Origin of the sequence: Burkholderia stabilis, from assembly GCF_001742165.1 — a bacterium.
Lineage (GTDB): Bacteria > Pseudomonadota > Gammaproteobacteria > Burkholderiales > Burkholderiaceae > Burkholderia > Burkholderia stabilis.
In genome coordinates this window covers 1,036,821-1,054,953 of record NZ_CP016444.1, presented here as the reverse complement: position 1 = coordinate 1,054,953, position 18,133 = coordinate 1,036,821, and the positions used below count along the sequence as shown (strand labels likewise).

Annotated in this window: 13 protein-coding genes and 2 pseudogenes; 10 read left to right on the top strand and 5 right to left on the bottom strand. The window is 67.0% G+C overall.

The window, feature by feature from the left end; translation table 11 throughout:
• Positions 1-123 precede the first annotated feature (123 nt).
• From BBJ41_RS37165 to BBJ41_RS37155, 3 genes are read right to left on the bottom strand one after another with little or no spacing between them, the layout of a single operon-like run.
• Positions 124-1,602 (bottom strand): PAS domain-containing protein, encoded by a 1,479-nt coding sequence (locus BBJ41_RS37165; protein ID WP_069751249.1) that lies wholly within the window; start codon positions 1,600-1,602, stop codon positions 124-126.
• Positions 1,599-2,051: a response regulator gene (locus tag BBJ41_RS37160; protein WP_069751248.1), complete on the bottom strand. Its 453-nt coding sequence runs from the start codon at positions 2,049-2,051 to the stop codon at positions 1,599-1,601. Before BBJ41_RS37160 ends, BBJ41_RS37165 begins: the two co-directional genes overlap by 4 nt.
• An 11-nt stretch (positions 2,052-2,062) precedes the next feature.
• Entirely contained in the window at positions 2,063-4,090 is a 2,028-nt protein-coding gene (locus BBJ41_RS37155; RefSeq protein ID WP_236872177.1) for a PAS domain S-box protein, read from the bottom strand.
• Positions 4,091-4,540: 450 nt separating this feature from the next.
• On the opposite strand from BBJ41_RS37155, the gene BBJ41_RS37150 reads away from it, so the two are divergent.
• Genes BBJ41_RS37150 through BBJ41_RS37135 form a run of 4 tightly spaced genes read left to right on the top strand, consistent with a single transcriptional unit; the run spans position 4,541 to position 11,032 of the window.
• Complete coding sequence (locus BBJ41_RS37150; RefSeq protein ID WP_069751246.1) at positions 4,541-6,034, top strand: efflux transporter outer membrane subunit; 1,494 nt, start codon at positions 4,541-4,543, stop codon at positions 6,032-6,034.
• Positions 6,031-7,104, top strand: coding sequence for an HlyD family secretion protein (locus BBJ41_RS37145; RefSeq protein WP_069751245.1), 1,074 nt, complete (start codon positions 6,031-6,033; stop codon positions 7,102-7,104). The genes BBJ41_RS37150 and BBJ41_RS37145 overlap by 4 nt, the downstream gene beginning before the upstream one ends.
• The gene (rbbA, locus tag BBJ41_RS37140) at positions 7,101-9,905 is read left to right on the top strand and encodes a ribosome-associated ATPase/putative transporter RbbA (protein ID WP_069751244.1); all 2,805 of its coding nucleotides are present in this window, start codon (positions 7,101-7,103) and stop codon (positions 9,903-9,905) included. The genes BBJ41_RS37145 and rbbA overlap by 4 nt, the downstream gene beginning before the upstream one ends.
• Positions 9,906-9,907: 2 nt before the next feature.
• Positions 9,908-11,032, top strand: coding sequence for an ABC transporter permease (locus BBJ41_RS37135; RefSeq protein ID WP_069751243.1), 1,125 nt, complete (start codon positions 9,908-9,910; stop codon positions 11,030-11,032).
• Positions 11,033-11,080: 48 nt separating this feature from the next.
• On the opposite strand, the gene BBJ41_RS37130 is transcribed toward BBJ41_RS37135, so the two are convergent.
• Positions 11,081-11,641: a hypothetical protein gene (locus BBJ41_RS37130; protein WP_236872176.1), complete on the bottom strand. Its 561-nt coding sequence runs from the start codon at positions 11,639-11,641 to the stop codon at positions 11,081-11,083.
• A 357-nt stretch (positions 11,642-11,998) separates the two neighbouring features.
• Between BBJ41_RS37130 and BBJ41_RS37125 the strand changes: the two are divergent.
• The 6 genes and pseudogenes from BBJ41_RS37125 to BBJ41_RS37105 form a co-directional block, all read left to right on the top strand.
• Positions 11,999-12,451 (top strand): annotated as a pseudogene (locus tag BBJ41_RS37125) (lecithin retinol acyltransferase family protein); the annotation flags it as partial.
• 373 nt (positions 12,452-12,824) lie between these two features.
• Complete coding sequence (locus tag BBJ41_RS37120) at positions 12,825-13,013, top strand: DUF2964 family protein (protein ID WP_069751241.1); 189 nt, start codon at positions 12,825-12,827, stop codon at positions 13,011-13,013.
• A gap of 28 nt (positions 13,014-13,041) precedes the next feature.
• A complete protein-coding gene (locus BBJ41_RS37115) occupies positions 13,042-14,178 on the top strand; it encodes an ABC transporter permease (protein ID WP_069751240.1) in 1,137 nt (378 codons plus the stop codon).
• A pseudogene (locus BBJ41_RS40095) lies at positions 14,175-14,870 on the top strand (ABC transporter ATP-binding protein); the annotation flags it as partial. The gene BBJ41_RS37115 and the pseudogene BBJ41_RS40095, both read left to right, overlap by 4 nt.
• A 6-nt stretch (positions 14,871-14,876) precedes the next feature.
• The gene (locus tag BBJ41_RS37110) at positions 14,877-15,962 is read left to right on the top strand and encodes an HlyD family secretion protein (protein ID WP_069751511.1); all 1,086 of its coding nucleotides are present in this window, start codon (positions 14,877-14,879) and stop codon (positions 15,960-15,962) included.
• A complete protein-coding gene (locus BBJ41_RS37105) occupies positions 15,940-17,430 on the top strand; it encodes an efflux transporter outer membrane subunit (protein ID WP_069751239.1) in 1,491 nt (496 codons plus the stop codon). Before BBJ41_RS37110 ends, BBJ41_RS37105 begins: the two co-directional genes overlap by 23 nt.
• A gap of 19 nt (positions 17,431-17,449) precedes the next feature.
• Here BBJ41_RS37105 and BBJ41_RS37100 read toward each other — a convergent pair whose 3' ends face one another.
• On the bottom strand, positions 17,450-17,899 hold the full coding sequence (locus BBJ41_RS37100; RefSeq protein ID WP_069751238.1) for a hypothetical protein: 450 nt from the start codon (positions 17,897-17,899) through the stop codon (positions 17,450-17,452).
• Positions 17,900-18,133: the final 234 nt, after the last annotated feature.

Here is an 18,133-nt window from a genome sequence, read left to right as displayed (position 1 = left end):
GGTTCGTGCTATTGGAATATTTATCCACGCCCCGAGCGCGTCATGCGGCATCCCGATTCAACGAGATCCCATGCGGTGGATGACCGGCAAATCCGATCGCGGAAACAGGACGGATGCGCGCGCTCAATCGTGATCGTCAGCCTCGACCGCCGCGAGCGGCATCACGATTTTCACGGTAAAGCCATGGCCGGGCGCGGTCTCGATTCGCAGTTCGCCGCCCACGCGCTCGGCGCGCTCCCTCATGCCGAGCAAGCCGAACGATTTCAATCCGGGGCGCACGTCGCTCTCGGCGCCTTGGCCGTTGTCCGCGATCGTCACGATGCAGTTCGGCTCGTCCCGCGAGATGCCGATCGTGACCTCGGTCGCGCCCGAATGGCGCGCACTGTTCGTCAGCGCCTCCTGCACCATCCGGAACACAGCCGTTGCGCTCTCGCGATTGAACGCGATCTGGTTCGCATCGATGCTCCTGACGACATGAATGCCATATCGTGACGAGAAGTCCGCGATCAGCCAGTCGACCGCGGGCACCAGTCCGAGATCGTCCAGCATTCTCGGTCGCAAGTCCGCCGCGATGCGTCGCACCGAAACGACGATCTGATCGATCATCGAATAGAGGTTGCCGACCATCGCCTCGGGAGATCCCGCTTCCGCGCCCTTGAGCTTGTTCTCGAGAACCGCGGTCACCATCTTCAGCGCGGTCAGTTGCTGCCCCAGGTCATCGTGCAGTTCGCGCGCGATGCGGGCCTTTTCCTCTTCCCGCGCGCGCAGGATACCGGCCGACAGGCGCTTCAGCTCCTCGCGCGATTCGCGCAGCTGTTCCTCGGCACGCCTGCGATCCGAAATGTCCATGATCCAGCCCACCATCCGGTACGGCTCGCCCGCGCTGTCCCACAACGCCTGCCCCCTCGACTGGATCCACCGGAACGCCCCGGACTTGGTCCGGACCCGGTATTCCACGTCGTAGGTCCGTTCACGCAGCAAATGCCGATCGAGGATCGACTTCACACGGTCGATGTCGTCGGGATGAATCGCGTCGAGATGCGTACGCGCATCATTCGGCAATTCGCGATCGTCGTATCCCATGATCTCGTGGAAGTGGGCGGAGAGATACATGGTGCCGGTGAGCAGGTTCCAGTCCCACAGCCCGGCGGCCGCACCGCTCACCGCCAGTTGGAACCGTTCCTCGCTTTCCGCCAGCGCAACCGACACGTGGTGCCGCTCGATCGCGTATCGGATCGCCCGGCCCAGCAGCGCGGGCTGAATGTCCTTCTTGAGCAGGTAATCCTGTGCGCCTTCCTGGATCGCCTGCAACCCCGCCGAGAGATCGTCGAGCCCGGTCAGCACGATGATCGGCACCCCCGGCTTCTCGGCATGAAGCCGGCTGAACGTGTCGAGGCCCTGTGAATCCGGAAGACCGAGATCGAGCAGCGCCACGTCGACAGGCTCCGCCCGAAAATGATCGATGCCCTCCGACAGGCGTTCGGCATGGTGCAACACCGAGACGAAGTCCCGCACCTCGAAGAGGGCTTCACGAATCAGGAATGTGTCGGTCGGGCTGTCCTCGACGAGCAGGATCCGGACCTCGTTGAGCGGGGTATTCATCGGCCGGCGGGGGGCAGCGTCACGACGCCGAACCAGAAGTCGCTGATCCGGCGCACCACATCGGCAAACTTCGCGAAGTCGACCGGCTTGGTGATGTAGCAATTGGCGTGAAGGCCGTACGACTTCGCCACGTCCTCTTCCGATTTGGACGTCGTCAGAATGACGACGGGAATGTTGCGCAGCTCGGGATCGTCCTTCAGCTCCTGAAGGACTTCACGCCCGCTCTTCCTCGGGAGATTCAGGTCGAGGATGATGAGGCCCGGCCGGCGCGCGCCCTGGTATTGCCCTTCCCGCCGGAGGTACGCCATCGCGGCCACGCCGTCTTCGACGACCTTCAGCGGATTGAGGACCTTGTAATACTCGAGCCCCTCGCGGGTCATCATCACGTCGGTGGGGCTGTCTTCCACAAGCAGGATATCGACGAGACCTTCAAGCGATTCGATCGGCATTGGCTCTCTCCTCAAATGACTTCGGCATTCGGGCCGGTTCCCGCCCCGCCCGGTAGCGTGAAAAGAAACGTCGTTCCGTTTCCGGGTTCGGATTCGACCCAGATCCTGCCGCCATGACGCTCCACGATGCGCTTGCACAGCGCGAGCCCGATCCCCGTGCCGGGATAATCGCGACGCGTATGCAGACGCTGGAATATCAAAAAGATCCGCTCGAAATACTGGGCATCGATCCCGATGCCGTTGTCTTCGACGCGAAACAGCCACCCGTCGGCACACGGTTCCGCGCCCACCCGAATCCGCAGCGGCCCGTCCTTGCGGCGAAACTTGACGGCATTGCCCAGCAGATTCTGAAACAGCAGCGCGAGTTGCGACGGAATGGCCTGCACCGTCGGGAGGAGGCCGCGGTGAACGTCGGCGCCGGCCTCCTCCAGTGCCACCGCAAGATTGTTCAGCGCACTGTCGAGCACGACGGCACACTGCACCGGCTGGAACGGATTGTCCGACCGGCCGACGCGCGAATACGTCAGAAGATCCTCGATCAGCGCCTGCATCCGGGTGGCGCCTTCGACGGCATGGCCGATGTATTCGTCCGCACGCGCGTCCAGCTGCCCCTGATAACGACGCTGCAACAGCTGCAGCGGGCCGGCCACCGCGCGAAGGGGTTCCTGCAGGTCGTGCGACGCCACATACGCGAATTGCTCCAGATCGCGATTGGAGCGCGCCAGTTCGTCGGTGCGTTCGCGCAACGCTGTTTCGGCACGCGTGCGCTCGGTAATGTCGACGATCGCTGCCAGGACGAACATGCCCTCGTCCGTTTCAATCGGATTCAGTCCGATTTCCACCGGCAGTTCGGACCCGTCGCTGCGCAACCCGTAAAGATGCCTGCCCGCTCCCATGGGGCGACTCTTCGGGGCGGCGAGGAACGCAGCGCGATGGTCGGGATGCTGGTCGCGAAACCGCGCCGGCACCAGCGTCTCGATGCTGCGACCGATCAGTTCGTCGCGCGAGTAGCCGAACACACGCTCGGTCTGCGAATTCACCAGCACGATCCGGCCGCCGTGGCTCACCATGACCATCGCGTTCGGCGACGCCTCGACGACCAGCCGCAGGCGCTCTTCCGCCCGCTTTCGTTCGCTGATATCCGTGGAAATACCGCCGATCGACACGATCCGGCCGCCGGAGTCCCTGATCGGAAAATTGACCGATAGAAAGGTATGGAGCTGCCCGCCCAGGATCACGGTTTCCTCGGTCTCGACCACGTCGCCGGCCAGTACCCGGTCATCGGCTTGCCGAGACGCGGCGGCCCGCTCCGCCGAAAACAGCTGGGCATCCGTCTTGCCGAACGCATCCTGCCGACGGACATGAAACACATCCTCGAAGCGCCGGTTGACGAGTACGTAACGACGATCCGCCTGCTTCACGCTGATCACCGTCGCCGCATTGTCGACGATGGACTGAAGCTGCTGCTGGCTGTCGCGTATCGCCAGCTCGGCCCGTTCGTGTTCGGCGACCTTGCGGCGCAGCGCATCGTTGACGCTTTCGAACTCCGCAGTACGCGTCGCAACCCGTTGTTCAAGCTCATGGGTGAGCGCGCGCAGCTGGCGCTCGGCCTCCTGGCGTGCCGCAATCTCGCGCACGAGGTTCCGGTTCGCCTGATCCAGTTGCATCGGGCTCGGCAGCGCAAGCGCTTTGGGCATCAGGGGCCATATCACGACGGCCGTGGCGAGCGACGCCGCCGCGGTGAGGGTCTTGACGCTCGCATCCAGCCAGTACACCGGCTGCCAGATATCGAGGATCGAGATCAGATGCGTGGTGCCGCAGGCCAGGATGAAGACGGCGAACATCAGGAACAGCCAGCTGAAAGGCAGGTCCGTGCGACGTCGCGCGAATATCCACAACGCGACAGGGATCGAATAGTAGGACAGCGCGATGATTGCGTCCGCAACCACGTATGACCAGATCAGTCCGGGCGACCACTGGAGACAATAACCGTGGGGAGCAAAACCTGACGCCACAAAGAATCGAGCAATCGTGTCCACGCGCAATGCTCCTTCCTGGTTGGACTGGCCGGTGCCGGCCCCGGGTTGGCCTTCATTTCCGGCAGGGCTGCAGTCTTCAGAAGAATGATGGAGACATTCTGCCAGCCTGGGTACATATTTTCGACTGCCTGCGACATCTGACACTATATATGTGCCGGCCACGGATCGAGCACCGTACGCAACGAGGTCCGTCGGTCCGATCGGCCATTCGAAAGCAACGTGCGTGCCGCGCTGCGCCGTCGTGGTCGACACCGGTTCGGTTCGGCACGACGCAAGCACGCGGAGCACCCTCCTGCACACCTGTCAATCGAAGGCCCGCTCGAAACGCATTTCCGCCCGGGTGATGCAGATCAAGGGGAGGAGCCGCAATCGTCGGATATAAGTGAACCCGAAGCGGCGACGCCATGACGGCGGCGCCATCCAGCGTTCCCGTATTCGACGAGGCACTCCATGCGCGTTGCCGCGCTTCCCGCTCTCTTTCATGCTGCCGTCGCGCGACGCACGCGTCTCGTTGCACTCGCAACGGGTGCGGTCCTGCTGTCGGGATGCCTGTCGTTCGCGCCACCGGACACGCGTCCCGCATCCCCGATCCCCGCGGTGTTTCCCGATCCGTCCGCCGACAGCACTTCCGCGGTGCACGTGCCTGCGTGGCAAGGGTATTTCGTCGACGCGCGCCTGCGCGCGTTGATCGCGCAGGCGCTCGTCAACAACCGCGATCTGCGCGCCGCCCTTGCACGTGTCGAGCAGGCGCGTGCCGTCTACGGCATCCGCAGCGCGGATCAGTGGCCGACGATCGGCGCCGGCGCGGCCTATGCGCGGTTTCGTGCGCCGGGCGGGTTCCTGACGCCGGCGCCGGTGATCGGCCAGGTCTACGAGGTCCAGCTGGCCGAGACGCAATGGGAGATCGACTTCTGGGGCCGCGTGCGCAACCTGAAAACGTCGGCGCTCCAGCGCTACCTCGCAAGCGACGCAGCCCGCCAGGCAGTGGCGTTGAGCGTGATCACCGGGGTAGCGGACGCGTATCTGACCCTGTGCGAGATCGACGAGCGCATCGCGCTGACGCGCGCGACGATCGACACGCGGCGCGAATCGCTGCGGATCTTCCGGCTTCGCCAGGCGGCCGGCGCGATCTCGCGCCTCGACCTGACGCAATCCGAGATCTTGCTGCAGCAGGCGGAATCCCTGGGCGTCCAGTTGCAGCAGGCGCGCGCGTCGGCCGCCGATGCACTGGCGTTGCTCGTCGGTGCGCCGCCGGATCCGGCCGACGCGCCGCTCGCGCTCGACGACGGCGCCGTGCTGCCGTCGCTCGCCCCCGGCCTGCCCTCGTCGCTGCTCGCCAACCGTCCGGACGTGATCGCGGCCGAGCACGAGTTGCAGGCGACGCGCACCAACATCGGCGCGGCGCGGGCCGCGTTCTTTCCGCGCATTGCGTTGACGAGCTCGTTCGGCTCGGGCAGCAGCGCGCTGCATGAGCTGCTGTCGTCCGGCGCCGGCGTATGGTCGATCGTCCCCACCGTGACGGTGCCGCTCATCGACGGCGGCCGCAATCGCTCGAATCTCGCGCTGGCGCATGCGCAGCGCGACGAGGCGCTCGCGAAATACGAAAAGACGCTGCAAAGCGCCTTCCGCGACGTGTCCGACGCGCTCGCGTCCCGTTACTGGCTGGCCGACCAGGTACGCATCGAGCGCGCCACGCTGGCCTCCCAGGCCGAACGGGCGCGCCTGGCGAAGCTGCGTTACGACAGCGGCGCCACACGGTTTCTCGAGGTGCTCGACGCGCAGCGGGACCTGATGAACGCGGAGCAGCAACTGGTCATGACGCGCCGCGCGCTCCTGTCGAGCCGCGTCGCGCTGTACGGCGCGCTCGGCGGCGAGACGACCGACGCCGGCAGGACTGCCGCCGCACCGAACAACCTTTCGACAGACCCGGATTCCAGACAATGAAAGCCATCAAGCGCCCCCTTCTGATCGGCGCCGGCGCGGCCGTGCTCGCGATCGGCCTCACGTACTACGGGTGGACGCGCTGGCGCGACGGACAGACGGATGCGGGGCTCGTCAGCGGCAACGGCCGCATCGAGGCGACCGAGATCGACGTCGCGACCAAGCTGCCGGGGCGCGTCACCACCATGCTCGTCGACGAAGGCGATTTCGTGAAGGCCGGTCAGCCGCTCGCGCGCATGGACGTCGTCGTCCTGCAGGCGCAACTCGACGAGGCGCAGGCAAGGGAACAACAGGCGGCCAACACCGCGGCGAGCATCGACGCGCAGGTCGCCCAGCGCCGCAGCGACAAGGCCGCGGCCGCGGCGGTCGTCGTGCAGCGGGAAAGCGAACTGGACGCGGCAGCGCGACGGCTCGCGCGTTCCGAAACGCTGTCGCGCGACGGCGCATCGTCGATGCAGGAACTCGACGATGATCGCGCGCGCACCGGCAGCCTGCGGGCAACCGTGAATGCCGCGCGAGCGCAGGTGGACGCCGCCCAGGCCGGCATCGATGCAACGAAGGCCCAGCTCGTCGCGGCGCGTTCGGCGGTCACGGCCGCGCAGGCCACCGTGGCACGCGTGAAGGCCGACATCGCGGACAGCGAGCTGACGTCGCCGCGCGACGGCCGGGTCCAGTACCGCATCGCCGAATCGGGCGAGGTCCTGCCGGCAGGCGGCAAAGTGCTCAATGTCGTCGACCTGTCCGACGTCTACATGACGTTCTTCCTGCCCGAAACGGTCGTCGGCAGGGTACCGCTCGGCGCCGACGTGCGGATCGTGCTCGACGCGGCGCCGGAATACGTGATTCCGGCCAGCGTGTCGTACGTGTCGAGCACCGCGCAGTTCACGCCGAAGACGGTCGAGACGGCCACCGAACGGCAGAAGCTGATGTTCCGGGTGAAGGCGCGCATCGACCGGGATCTGCTGCAGCGCCACCTGAAACTCGTCAAGACCGGGCTGCCGGGTGTCGCATGGCTGAAGGCCGACCCGAAGGCAGACTGGCCGGCGCGCCTCGCCGTCAAGGTGCCGCAATGAAGACGACGTTGCCAGCCGATACCGACGCCGGTGCGACCGAAGGTCCGCCGGTCTGCGCGGAATCCGGCATGGTCGCGCGGCTGTCGGGCGTGTCGCTGCGCTACGGCGACAAGTACGCGCTCGACAACGTGACGCTCGATATCCCCGGCGGCCGCATGATCGGGCTGATCGGCCCGGACGGCGTCGGCAAGTCGAGCCTGCTCGCGCTCGTTTCCGGCGCGCGTGCGATCCAGCAGGGGCGTGTCCTGGCACTCGACGGCGATCTGTCGTCGCGCCGCCATCGCGCACGCGTCTGCCGGCGCATCGCCTACATGCCGCAGGGCCTCGGCCGAAACCTGTATGCGACGCTGTCGGTCGAGGAAAACCTGCAGTTCTTCGCGAGACTGTTCGGCCACGACGCGGCGGAGCGACGCCGCCGGATCGACGCACTCACGCACAGCACCGGCCTTCATCCGTTCCTGGATCGGCCTGCCGGCAAACTGTCCGGCGGCATGAAGCAGAAGCTCGGCCTGTGTTGCGCGTTGATCCACGATCCCGACCTGCTGATCCTGGACGAACCGACGACCGGCGTGGATCCGCTCTCGCGCGCGCAGTTCTGGGAGTTGATCGGCCGGATTCGCGCCGCACGCCCGGCAATGAGCGTACTGGTCGCTACCGCATACATGGACGAGGCCCGGCGTTTCGACTGGCTGATCGCGATGGACGCCGGCCGGGTGCTGGCAACGGGCGGCACCGGCGACCTGCTCGCCCGCACCGGGTGCGACACGCTGGAAGCCGCGTTCATCGCGTTGCTCCCGGAAGCCCGGCGGCACGGACACCAGCCGATCCGGATTGCGCCTTTTCAGCCGGACGACTCCGCCGCCTACGCCATCGAGGCCGATGCGCTGACGATGCGCTTCGGCGATTTCGTCGCGGTCGACCACGTGAGCCTGAAGATTCGCCGCGGCGAAATCTTCGGATTTCTCGGCTCCAACGGTTGCGGCAAATCGACGACCATGAAGATGCTCACGGGGCTGCTCCCCGCATCCGAAGGCACCGCGACGCTGTTCGGCCGGCCGGTCGCCGCCGACGACATCGACACGCGCAGGCGGGTCGGCTACATGTCGCAGGGATTTTCGCTGTACGGCGAACTGACCGTCCGGCAGAACCTGGTGCTGCATGCACGCCTGTTCGGCGTGCCGGAACCTGACGTACCGGGACGGGTGACCGAAATGGTCGAGCGCTTCGCGCTCGCCGATGCGCTCGACGCGCTGCCCGAGCGCCTGCCGCTCGGCATGCGGCAGCGGTTGTCGCTCGCGGTGGCGATGGTGCACAAGCCCGAACTGCTGATCCTCGACGAGCCGACCTCGGGCGTGGACCCCGTCGCACGGGACGATTTCTGGCGATTGATGATCGAGCTCGCCCGGCAGGATCGCGTCACGATCTTCATTTCGACGCACTTCATGAACGAGGCCGCGCGCTGCGATCGCATCTCGCTGATGCACGCTGGCCGCGTGCTCGCGAGCGCCGCGCCCGACGAGCTGGTTCGCGCGCGCGGCGCCAGCACGCTCGAGGATGCGTTTATCGGCTACCTGACCGATGCGCAGCGCACGGACGGCGCGTTGGCCGAGGCACCGTCCGACGCCGGCTGGCTTGCCGCGCCGCCGGAGGCGGCCGGCGCCCGCCGCGGGGCCGCGTGGTTCAGCCCGGCGCGCGCCGGCAGCTACCTGTGGCGCGAAGTGCTGGAACTGCGACGCGATCCGCTGCGCGCGACGCTGGCGCTGTTCGGTTCGCTCGTGCTGATGTGCGTGATCAGCATCGGCATCAGTCTCGACGTCGACAACCTGACGTTCGCGGTGCTCGACCGCGATCAGTCGATCCTGAGCCAGGACTATGCGCAGAACCTCGCCGGTTCCCGCTACTTCGTGCCGCGCGCCGCGCTCGCGGATGATCGCGACATCGATCGCCGCATGCGCAACGGCCAGTTGTCGCTCGCGATCGAGATCCCGCCCGGGTTCGCACGCGACGTCGCGCGCGGTCGGCGCGTCGAGATCGGCGCGTGGGTCGACGGCGCGATGCCGATGCGCGCGGAGACGATCCGCGGCTATGTCGCCGGCATGCACGAGAACTGGCTGCGCGATCAGGCCAGGCGCCGGCTCGGCGCGTCGCTCGTTCCGGCGGTCGACATCGCTGTTCGTTATCGCTACAACCCGGACGTCAGGAGCCTGCCCGCGATGATTCCGGCGATCATGCCGATGCTGCTGCTGATGCTGCCCGCGATGCTCACGGCGCTCGCCGTCGTGCGGGAACGCGAGCTCGGGTCGATCGTCAACCTGTACGTGACGCCCGTCACACGCGCCGAATTCCTGCTCGGCAAGCAGGCGCCGTACGTCATGCTGGCGATGCTGAACTTCGTGCTGATGGTCGTGCTGGCCGACGTCGTGTTCGGCGTGCGGATCAAGGGAAGTCTTGCGACGCTGGCGGCCGCGATGCTGATCTTCAACGTCGTGGCCACCGGCATCGGGCTGTTCGCGTCGACGTTCACCCGCAGCCAGATCGCCGCGATCTTCATGACGATCGTCGGCACGCTGATTCCCGTCGTGCAGTTCTCGGGCCTGCTCACGCCCCTGTCGTCGCTCGAAGGCAGCGGCAAATGGATCGGTACGGTTTACCCGGCCACCTACATGCTCGCGATCAGCCGCGGTGTCTACAACAAGGCGCTCGGGTTCGCCGACCTGTCGTCGCAGTTCTGGCCGCTGCTCGCGGCGGCGCCGGTCATCCTGGTCATGACCGGGGTCCTGCTCCGCAAGCAGGAACGCTGACCATGTCGCGCCTGCTCGCCATTTTCCGGCTCGGGGTCAAGGAACTCTGGAGCCTCGCTCGCGACCCGATCCTGCTCGCACTCATCGTCTATACGTTCAGCGCGTCGATCTACGTCGCCGCCACCGCTAGCCCGGAAACGCTGCACAAGGTGCCGATCGCGATCGTCGACGAGGACGCATCGCCGCTGTCGGCACGCATCGCGGCGGCGTTCTTCCCGCCGCAGTTCGCGCCACCCCCGATCGTCGACGCCGCCGCGGCCGATCGCGGTCTCGACAACGGCGACTACACGTTCTCGCTCGACATTCCGCCGGACCTGCAGCGCGACGTGCTCGCCGGCCGCCATGCGACGATCCAGCTCAACGTCGACGCGACACGCATGACGCAGGCGTTTACCGGTGGCGGTTACGTCCAGCAGATCGTGTCGGGCGAGATCGACGCATTCGTGCGGCGCTATCGCGGCACGCCGTTGCCGCCTGTCGACCTCGCGCTGCGGATGCGCTTCAACCCGAATCTCGACGAGGTATGGTTCGGCGCGCTGATGGAACTGATCAACAACGTGACGATGCTGTCGATGATACTCACCGGGGCCGCGCTGATTCGCGAGCGCGAGCACGGCACGATCGAGCATCTGCTTGTCATGCCGGTGACCGCGGCGGAAATCATGCTCGCGAAGGTCTGGTCGATGGGGCTCGTCGTCACGGTGGCCGCCGTCGCGTCGCTGACGTTCGTCGTCGGCGGTGCGCTGCACGTCCCGATTCCGGGCTCCATACCGCTGTTCGTTGCCGGGATGGCGTTGCACCTGTTCGCGGCGACGTCGATGGGGATTTTTCTCGCGACGCTCGTGCGCAGCATGCCGCAGTTCGGGATGCTGCTCGTGCTCGTGCTGCTGCCGCTGCAGTTGCTGTCGGGCGGACTGACGCCGCGCGAGAGCATGCCGCTGGCCGTGCAGGACATCATGCTGGCCGCGCCGACCACCCATTTCGTCGAGCTGGCGCAACGCATCCTGTATCGCGGTGCCGGCCTCGATGCGGTCTGGGTGCAGTTTGCGGTGTTGTTCGCGATCGGATGCGTGCTGTTCCTGCTGTCGCTGATGCGCTTTCGCAAGACGATCGGCCAGATGTCGTAATCGGCCCGGCGCGCGGCGGTGCACCGCGCCCCCTGTCGTCCTTTCGCACTATCGTGGCGACGCCACCGTCCGGCCACGCGTTTCGGGCGCGGACGACGCACCCGCGAACGACCGGAAGCTTCCCTCCAGTTCGAGGGTTTTCGTCGCGCAGGCGTCGTATTGCCAGCCCGGACCGCCGTCGCTGTCGTACATGCCCTTGCACATCACCTTGAGCCGGATCACCGATCTCCCGTCCTCCGACGCCGCGCGGGACGCCCAGAGATAGACGTTTCCGGCCAGAAGCGGCTGCGCAGTCTCGATCGCGTCCGCGGTGAATCGCGTGATCCTGGTCGACGAATGCATTTCGATGAAGCGCCGCGCACGAGCCCACGCGCGATCGCATTCCGATTGCGTCGCACACCGCAGCGATGCTGCCTCGCGCGTTGTCAGCAGTTGCGTTTCCCGTTCGCGGAACGCCCCGGTCTGCGCGTCTCCGGCACAGGCACTCAACGCGAGCAGCACGCCCGTCGCCAACCATCCTCGTTTCATCGCCAACGCCTCGCAGGGGCTGGAGTTCCATGTTCCGGTGGGCAGCCCGGGCTGCAACACCGGCGCGGCCGCTTCACGCACGACATGCGCGGGCCCTGGTGTCGACTGTATGGGTCCGCCGCAACCCGCGATTGACCCACATCAAGCGCGTGCCGGAGGTACCGCCGGAATCGCCCGCACGCCAGGGGAAACGGACAGTCCGGTCAGCGTCCGGCCGCACCGCCCGTCAGCCGTCACCGCCTGCCGCGTCGGAATATTCCGACACGGCGGGCGCACATCGGACAGCAAGTTCGGACCACGCTGATTGATGCCCCTCGCGCCGCCGCCAATACTGCAAGCGTGACAGGGCATCTCGTGTTCGGCGGTCACGCGGCGGACCGTCCGCCAGGCCGGCTCCGGCAACGGGGCGGCCCATGCCGCGGGATTCAGGAGCTGGCAGTGAACCACCCGACTTCAGCGCAATCCGGCATCACCGAGCCCGGCAGCGAATGGCCGGTCGGCGCGCATCTCGTGACCCGGCGCAGGGGCTACGTGCACCACGGGATCTACATCGGCGAGGGCCAGGTGATTCACTATGCGGGGCTCTCGCGGCGGCTGAGCGGCGGCCCGGTCGAGATCATCTCCATTGACCATTTTGCGGCCGGTTTCGAACTGGCGATCATCCGGCACGCCGCCGCCCGGTACAGCGGATCGGAGGTCGCTCGCCGCGCGGCCTCGCGCCTCGGCGAACGCCATTACCGGCTGCTCACGAACAACTGCGAACACTTCTGCCGCTGGTGCCTGTTCGGCGCGAGCCGGAGCGAGCAGGTCGAAGCCTGCCTGCGCAATCCCGTACACGGGATAGCGGTCGTCACGATGCTGGCCGTCTGCGTGATCGCCGGCAGGTTGCATGACGCGTCGCACCCGGCCGCCCCGGCAAACCGGAGCACGTCGCGACAATGCGCGCCCTGGCCGGAACTGCAGCCGTTCCGGGACACGACGGTCATCGACACCGGCGATGCACGTCGCGGGATGTGGGCCGTGTCATGCCTGACGATCGCGTCCGACGTCGATTGAGACGGGCCGACCGAACGACGCGTTAGAACGACGACGGGCGGGCAGAAGGCCGGGCACCCTGATGGCGCCGGATTCGTCCGTTGATACAGATCAACCGCACCGGAGGCCCGCACGCGATGATGAAGCCACATCTTGAGAAAACTCTGGAAGCCGAGCGCGCGGCAACGTGGCAGCGCGAACGGACGCCGCCGCTTCACGGGAGAACGTCATGATTCGCGAGCAATACCGGACCGTTCTTGCCACGCTGGGCGTGTTCATCGCACTCGCGTCCCTGCTGGGCGTCGTGCACGCCATGCTGGTCGAAGCGCGCGTCTTCCCGTACGCGATCGTCGCGCTGATTTCGGGCGTCGTCGCATTCGTCGCGCAGCTGAATCCGGCCGCCGGCGAGCGTACCTGAAGCACCCGCGCCCGATTCATTCGACATCGTGAACGGCATCCTCCGCCTCGCGTTCAAGCTGCTCGTGAACGACAGCGCGAAGTTCACTGCGCTGACCGTCGGCATCACGTTCTCGGTGCTGCTGATGATCGAGATGACGTCGCTGTTCGCAGGCATCCTGAACAAATCGTCGGCGTCCGTCATCAATATCGGCGCGAAGGTCTGGGTGATGGACCCGGCCGTGAAGACGATCGCCAACAGCATCGGCATGCCCGACTACGTGCTCGACGCCGTGCGCAGCATCGACGGCGTCAAGTACGCGGTGCCGCTCTATTCCGGTGCCGCGCTCGTCAAGCTGCGCTCCGGCACCTACCAGGCGGTGACGGTCGTCGGCCTCGACGACGCCAGCCTGCTGGGTCGCCCGACGATGCTGCAGGGCCGGATCGAGGACATCTATGCGGAGAACGGCTTCATCGCGATCGACGACACCGAGTTCCGCAAGCTGGAAAACCCGTCGGTCGGCACCGATTTCGAGCTGAACGATCATCGCGGCGTGATCGTCGGCATCGCGAAGGTCGCCGCGAGCGGGCTGTTCGGCACGCCGACGCTTTACACCACGTATGCGCGCGCGATCCGCTATATTCCGTCGCCGCGCTTCACGACCTCGTACATTCTCGTCGAGCCGAAGTCGGATGCGGACATTGCGCACATCAAGGCCGTCGTGAAATCGCTAGGCTACCAAGCCTACACGCGCGACGAATTCATCGCGCAGATCTCGCGTTTCTACAAGTACGAGACGGGGCTCGGCACCAACATCATGCTGATGACGATCATCAGCTTCATCATCGGGTTGTCGATTTCCGGTCAGACGTTCTACGCGTTCATCCTCGAAAACCTCGACAAGTTCGGCGCGCTGAAGGCGATCGGCGCGAAAAGCCGCGAGCTCGTCACGATGATCCTGTTCCAGGCGACGTTCACGGCGCTGACGGGATACGGAATCGGCGTCGGCCTGTGCGTGCTGCTGATCAGTCTCGCGAAACTGCAGATTCCCGACTACGCGGCGCTCATCACGTTCGGCAACCTGTCGCTCGCGTTCGGCATGGTGGTCGTGATCGCGACGATCTCGAGCTATCTCGGCGTGCGGCGCGTGCTGCGCATCGAACCGTTCGACATCTTCCGGGGCTGACGATGACGAATGTCGCGATCGACGCGCGTGGCGTCAGCAAGTGGTTCGGCGACGGCGAAGCGCGCACGCAGGCCCTGTGCGACGTGTCGATGCAGGCCAGCTTCGGCGAGATGCTGCTGATCGTCGGGCCGTCAGGCAGCGGCAAGACGACGCTGCTCAGCGTGATCTCGGGCATCCTGCGGCCGGAATCGGGCTCGGTGTCGATCGACGGTGTCGACCTGTGGGCGCAGCCGAACGACGCGATCGCCGATTTCCGGCTGCACCGGATCGGGTTCGTGTTCCAGGACTACCACCTGTTTCCGAGACTCACGACCGTGGAGAACGTCGCGATCCCGCTGATCCTGAAACGCCGGCCATGGGATGACGCCATCAAGGAAGCACGCAACTATCTCGATGTCGTCGGACTCGGGAACCGCGCGCAACTGCCGCCCGTCAAGCTGTCCGGCGGCGAACAGCAGCGCGTCGCGATCGCGCGCGCGATTGTCAGCCAGCCCGACCTGCTGATCCTCGACGAGCCGACCGCGTCGCTCGACGGCGACACGGGCCGCATGATCATCGACTTCGTCAAGCACAAGGTGTTGAGCGACACGCGCTGCATCGTGATCGTCACGCACGACGCGCGGATCTTCGAATACGCGGATCGCATCCTGCGGATGGAGGACGGCAAGCTGAACGGCATCGACCGCGGAGGTGCGCGATTGAAACACCGGCTCGTGTTCGCGGCAGCCCTGCTCGGCTTCCTGGCGAGCCTCGTCGCCGCGTGGGTGTACAGCCGCCAGGAGCCGCCGCAGCCGCCGGTGTTCAAGCCGGCCGCCAATCCGTACGCGCGCGGCGTCTATGCGAACGGCATCGTCGAGAGCGAGCAGCCGGCCGGCGCGAACGTAAACGTCTATCCGGACGTCACGGGCGCGGTGACACGCATCCTCGTGCACGACGGCGACCCGGTGAAGGCCGGCGACGCGCTGCTGACGATCGACGACTCGGTGCAACGCGCCACGGCCGCCCAGCTCGCGGCGCAGGCCGACGCGGCAACCGCGCTGCTCGACGAGCTGAAGGCGCAGCCGCGCCGCGAGGTGCTCGACGTGGCCAGTGCGCAAACGGCGGCCGCCCAGGCCAGCCTGAAGCTGGCACGGGATCAGTACGACAAGCAGCGGCACGCGTACGACATCGACCCGAAAGCGGTCAGCCGCGACGCGCTCGACACGGCCGCGAACGCGGTACGCGTCGCGGCGGCCAACCTGGACGTCGTGACGCGGCAGTATCGCCTGACGAAAGCCGGCGCATGGAGCTTCGACGTCCGCAACCAGGAGGCGCAGGCCATCGCGCTGCGGCGTGCGGCCGACGCGGCCGCCGCACTGCTCGCGCGCTACACGCTGCGCGCGCCGGCGGACGGCACCGTCCTGGCGATGAACGCGGCCGTCGGGTCATACCTGACCTCGCAGGGGCTCTACGACACCTATACGCAGGGCAACACGCCCGTCGCGGTGCTCGGCACGCCGGTCGACCACCTGCAGGTGCGCTGCTACATCGACGAAATCCTGATCCACCAGCTGCCCGATCTGCATGCATTGAAGGCGCATATGTTCGTGCGCGGCACGTCGGTCGAGGCCGACCTCCAGTTCGTGCGCGTGCAGCCGTACGTCACGCCGAAGATCGAACTGTCGGACCAGCGCACCGAGCGCGTCGACGTGCGCGTGCTGCCGGTCATTTTCCGTATCGTGCCGAACCGGAACGTGCGGCTGTTTCCCGGGCAGATCGTCGATGTCTACGTCGCCGGCAAATGACGGGCCCCGCCGCGGGCATACGCTGCGCCACGCAACATCGGCGCTGGCGCTCGCCGTGCTGCTCGCGGGATGCATGGTCGGGCCCGACTTCGTCCCTCCGCCCGCGCCGCGCGTCGCGCGCTTCGTGCCGCCCGGCGATCCGGGCGCGGCGTCCGGTGCCCGGGCCGGCGGCGGACCCACGCAGGTCCCGTCGGCCGACACGACGCTCGCGCGCGACTGGTGGACGCGTTTCGGCAGCCGCGACATCGACTCGACCGTGAGCGAAGCACTGACCGGCAGCCCGACGCTCGATCTCGCCGAGGCGACGCTGCGGCGCAGCGAACATGCGCTGCGCGCCGGCGAAGGCATCTTCTTCCCGCAGGTGGATGCGCAAGCCGGCGCGTCGCGCCAGCGCTATGCTCCGCTGCGCACCGGCCAGGCCCTGCCGGCATCGATCTTCAACCTGTTCACGCTGTCGGCAACGGTCAGCTACACGCTCGACCTGTGGGGCGGCGAACGACGCCAGGTCGAGGCGCTGGTGGCCGACGTCGACGCGCAGCGCCAGGCGCTGGCGGGCGCCTACCTGATGCTGACCGCCAACGTCGTCAATACGATGATCGCGCGCGCCGCCTATCGCGACGAGGGCTCGGCAACGCGCGAAATGATCGGCTTGCTCGACGAGCAGATTCGCCTGACCCGCGCACAGGTGACGGCCGGCGCGGCGGCCCATGTCGCGGTGCTCACGCTGGAATCCCAGCGGGCCTCGCTCGAAGCGACGCTGCCCGCGCTCGACCAGAAACGCGCGCAGGCCGACGATCTGCTCGCGCTGCTGGCCGGTCGCTACCCCGCCGACTGGCAGACGCCGGACCTGTCGCTCGACGGGATCGAACTGCCCGCGCGCTTGCCGGATACGGCGCCGTCGTCGCTGGTGCGGCGCCGGCCGGACATCCTGCAGGCGGAGGCGCAATTGCACGTGGCCAGCGCGCAGGTCGGCGTCGCGACCGCCGCGCTCTACCCGACCGTCACGCTGTCCGCGTCCGGCGGGTTCGACAGCATCGTCGCCGGCAAATTGTTCTCACCGGCCGGCCGCGCGTGGAGTGTCGGCGCCGGCCTGACCGCGCCGCTCTTTCACGGCGGCACGCTCCGGAACCAGCGGCGCGCTGCGCAGGATGAGTATGACGAAGCGGACGCGGCCTACCGGCAGGTCGTCCTGTCGGCGTTCTCGCAGGTGGCCGACACGTTGCGTGCGCTCGCGAACGATGCGATCGCGCTCGATGCGCAGGCCCGCGCGATGGCCGCGGCCCGCGACGCGCTGAAGCTCACGCAGGCCGGCTACGACGCGGGAATCGCCGGCTACGTGCAGTTGCTGGTCGCCGACGTGCAATACCATCAGGCGCGGATTGCATGGTTGCAGGCCGTCGCGCAGCGGCTGCAGGACACGGTCGCGTTCTACGTCGCGCTTGGCGGCGGCTGGGGGGAAGCGGGCTGAAGGGCCGTGGCGCGGCCATTCAGCCCGTTTGCGTCGCGATGTCGGGCTGCTGCCATGGCGGCAGCTCCGCCCAGCCGAGCGGGCCGTAGACGGTGCCGCCGGCAGCTTCGACCGCCTCGACGAACACGCCGAGCGTCGCGCCGGCCGGAACGGTCAGCGTCATGGCATCGACGAAATCCTCGCTGCGCAGCCACGGCGCCGCGCCGCGATTGATCTGCTCGACGCTCCACGCATGCCCGTGTCGTCCTGCCTCGGGCGACAGCAGGCGCGGCGCGTCGAACGCGACCCGCAGCAATTGGGCACGCGAATCGCTGTATGGCGATTGCGCAAAGTCCTGGTACGGAACTTCCGCCCAGCGCTCACCGCATTGCCGATCGAGCGGCAAGCATGTAAACCACGCCCACGGCGCGCGGACGAAGCACAGCCGGTAGCCGGTCCGGGCACCGTCCAGATTTGCGATCAGCGTCATGATGGGTTCGTCCCGAAAGCGTCGTGATAGCGCCACGCACTGCGTAGGCGGCATGCGCGGGCGGCACAAGCCTGGCATCGCAATCGCGCACGGTTTCACTATCATCCCGCCGCCGGGCCCGGTCGTTGATTGACATCAACCCGGACGGGCGACGCACCGCTTGCGAATCCCGCCCGACCGGCCGACGGATACAGCAATCCCTGATTTCCATCAACCGTCGCACGCGCGTTCGCG

Coding starts and splice junctions, on each gene's coding strand:
- BBJ41_RS37165 (WP_069751249.1), bottom strand. CDS start 1,602: ATGAATACCCCGCTCAACGAGGTCCGGATCCTGCTCGTCGAGGACAGC.
- BBJ41_RS37100 (WP_069751238.1), bottom strand. CDS start 17,899: ATGACGCTGATCGCAAATCTGGACGGTGCCCGGACCGGCTACCGGCTG.
- BBJ41_RS37135 (WP_069751243.1), top strand. CDS start 9,908: ATGTCGCGCCTGCTCGCCATTTTCCGGCTCGGGGTCAAGGAACTCTGG.
- BBJ41_RS37120 (WP_069751241.1), top strand. CDS start 12,825: ATGATTCGCGAGCAATACCGGACCGTTCTTGCCACGCTGGGCGTGTTC.
- BBJ41_RS37160 (WP_069751248.1), bottom strand. CDS start 2,051: ATGCCGATCGAATCGCTTGAAGGTCTCGTCGATATCCTGCTTGTGGAA.
- BBJ41_RS37150 (WP_069751246.1), top strand. CDS start 4,541: ATGCGCGTTGCCGCGCTTCCCGCTCTCTTTCATGCTGCCGTCGCGCGA.
- BBJ41_RS37145 (WP_069751245.1), top strand. CDS start 6,031: ATGAAAGCCATCAAGCGCCCCCTTCTGATCGGCGCCGGCGCGGCCGTG.
- rbbA (WP_069751244.1), top strand. CDS start 7,101: ATGAAGACGACGTTGCCAGCCGATACCGACGCCGGTGCGACCGAAGGT.
- BBJ41_RS37105 (WP_069751239.1), top strand. CDS start 15,940: ATGTCTACGTCGCCGGCAAATGACGGGCCCCGCCGCGGGCATACGCTG.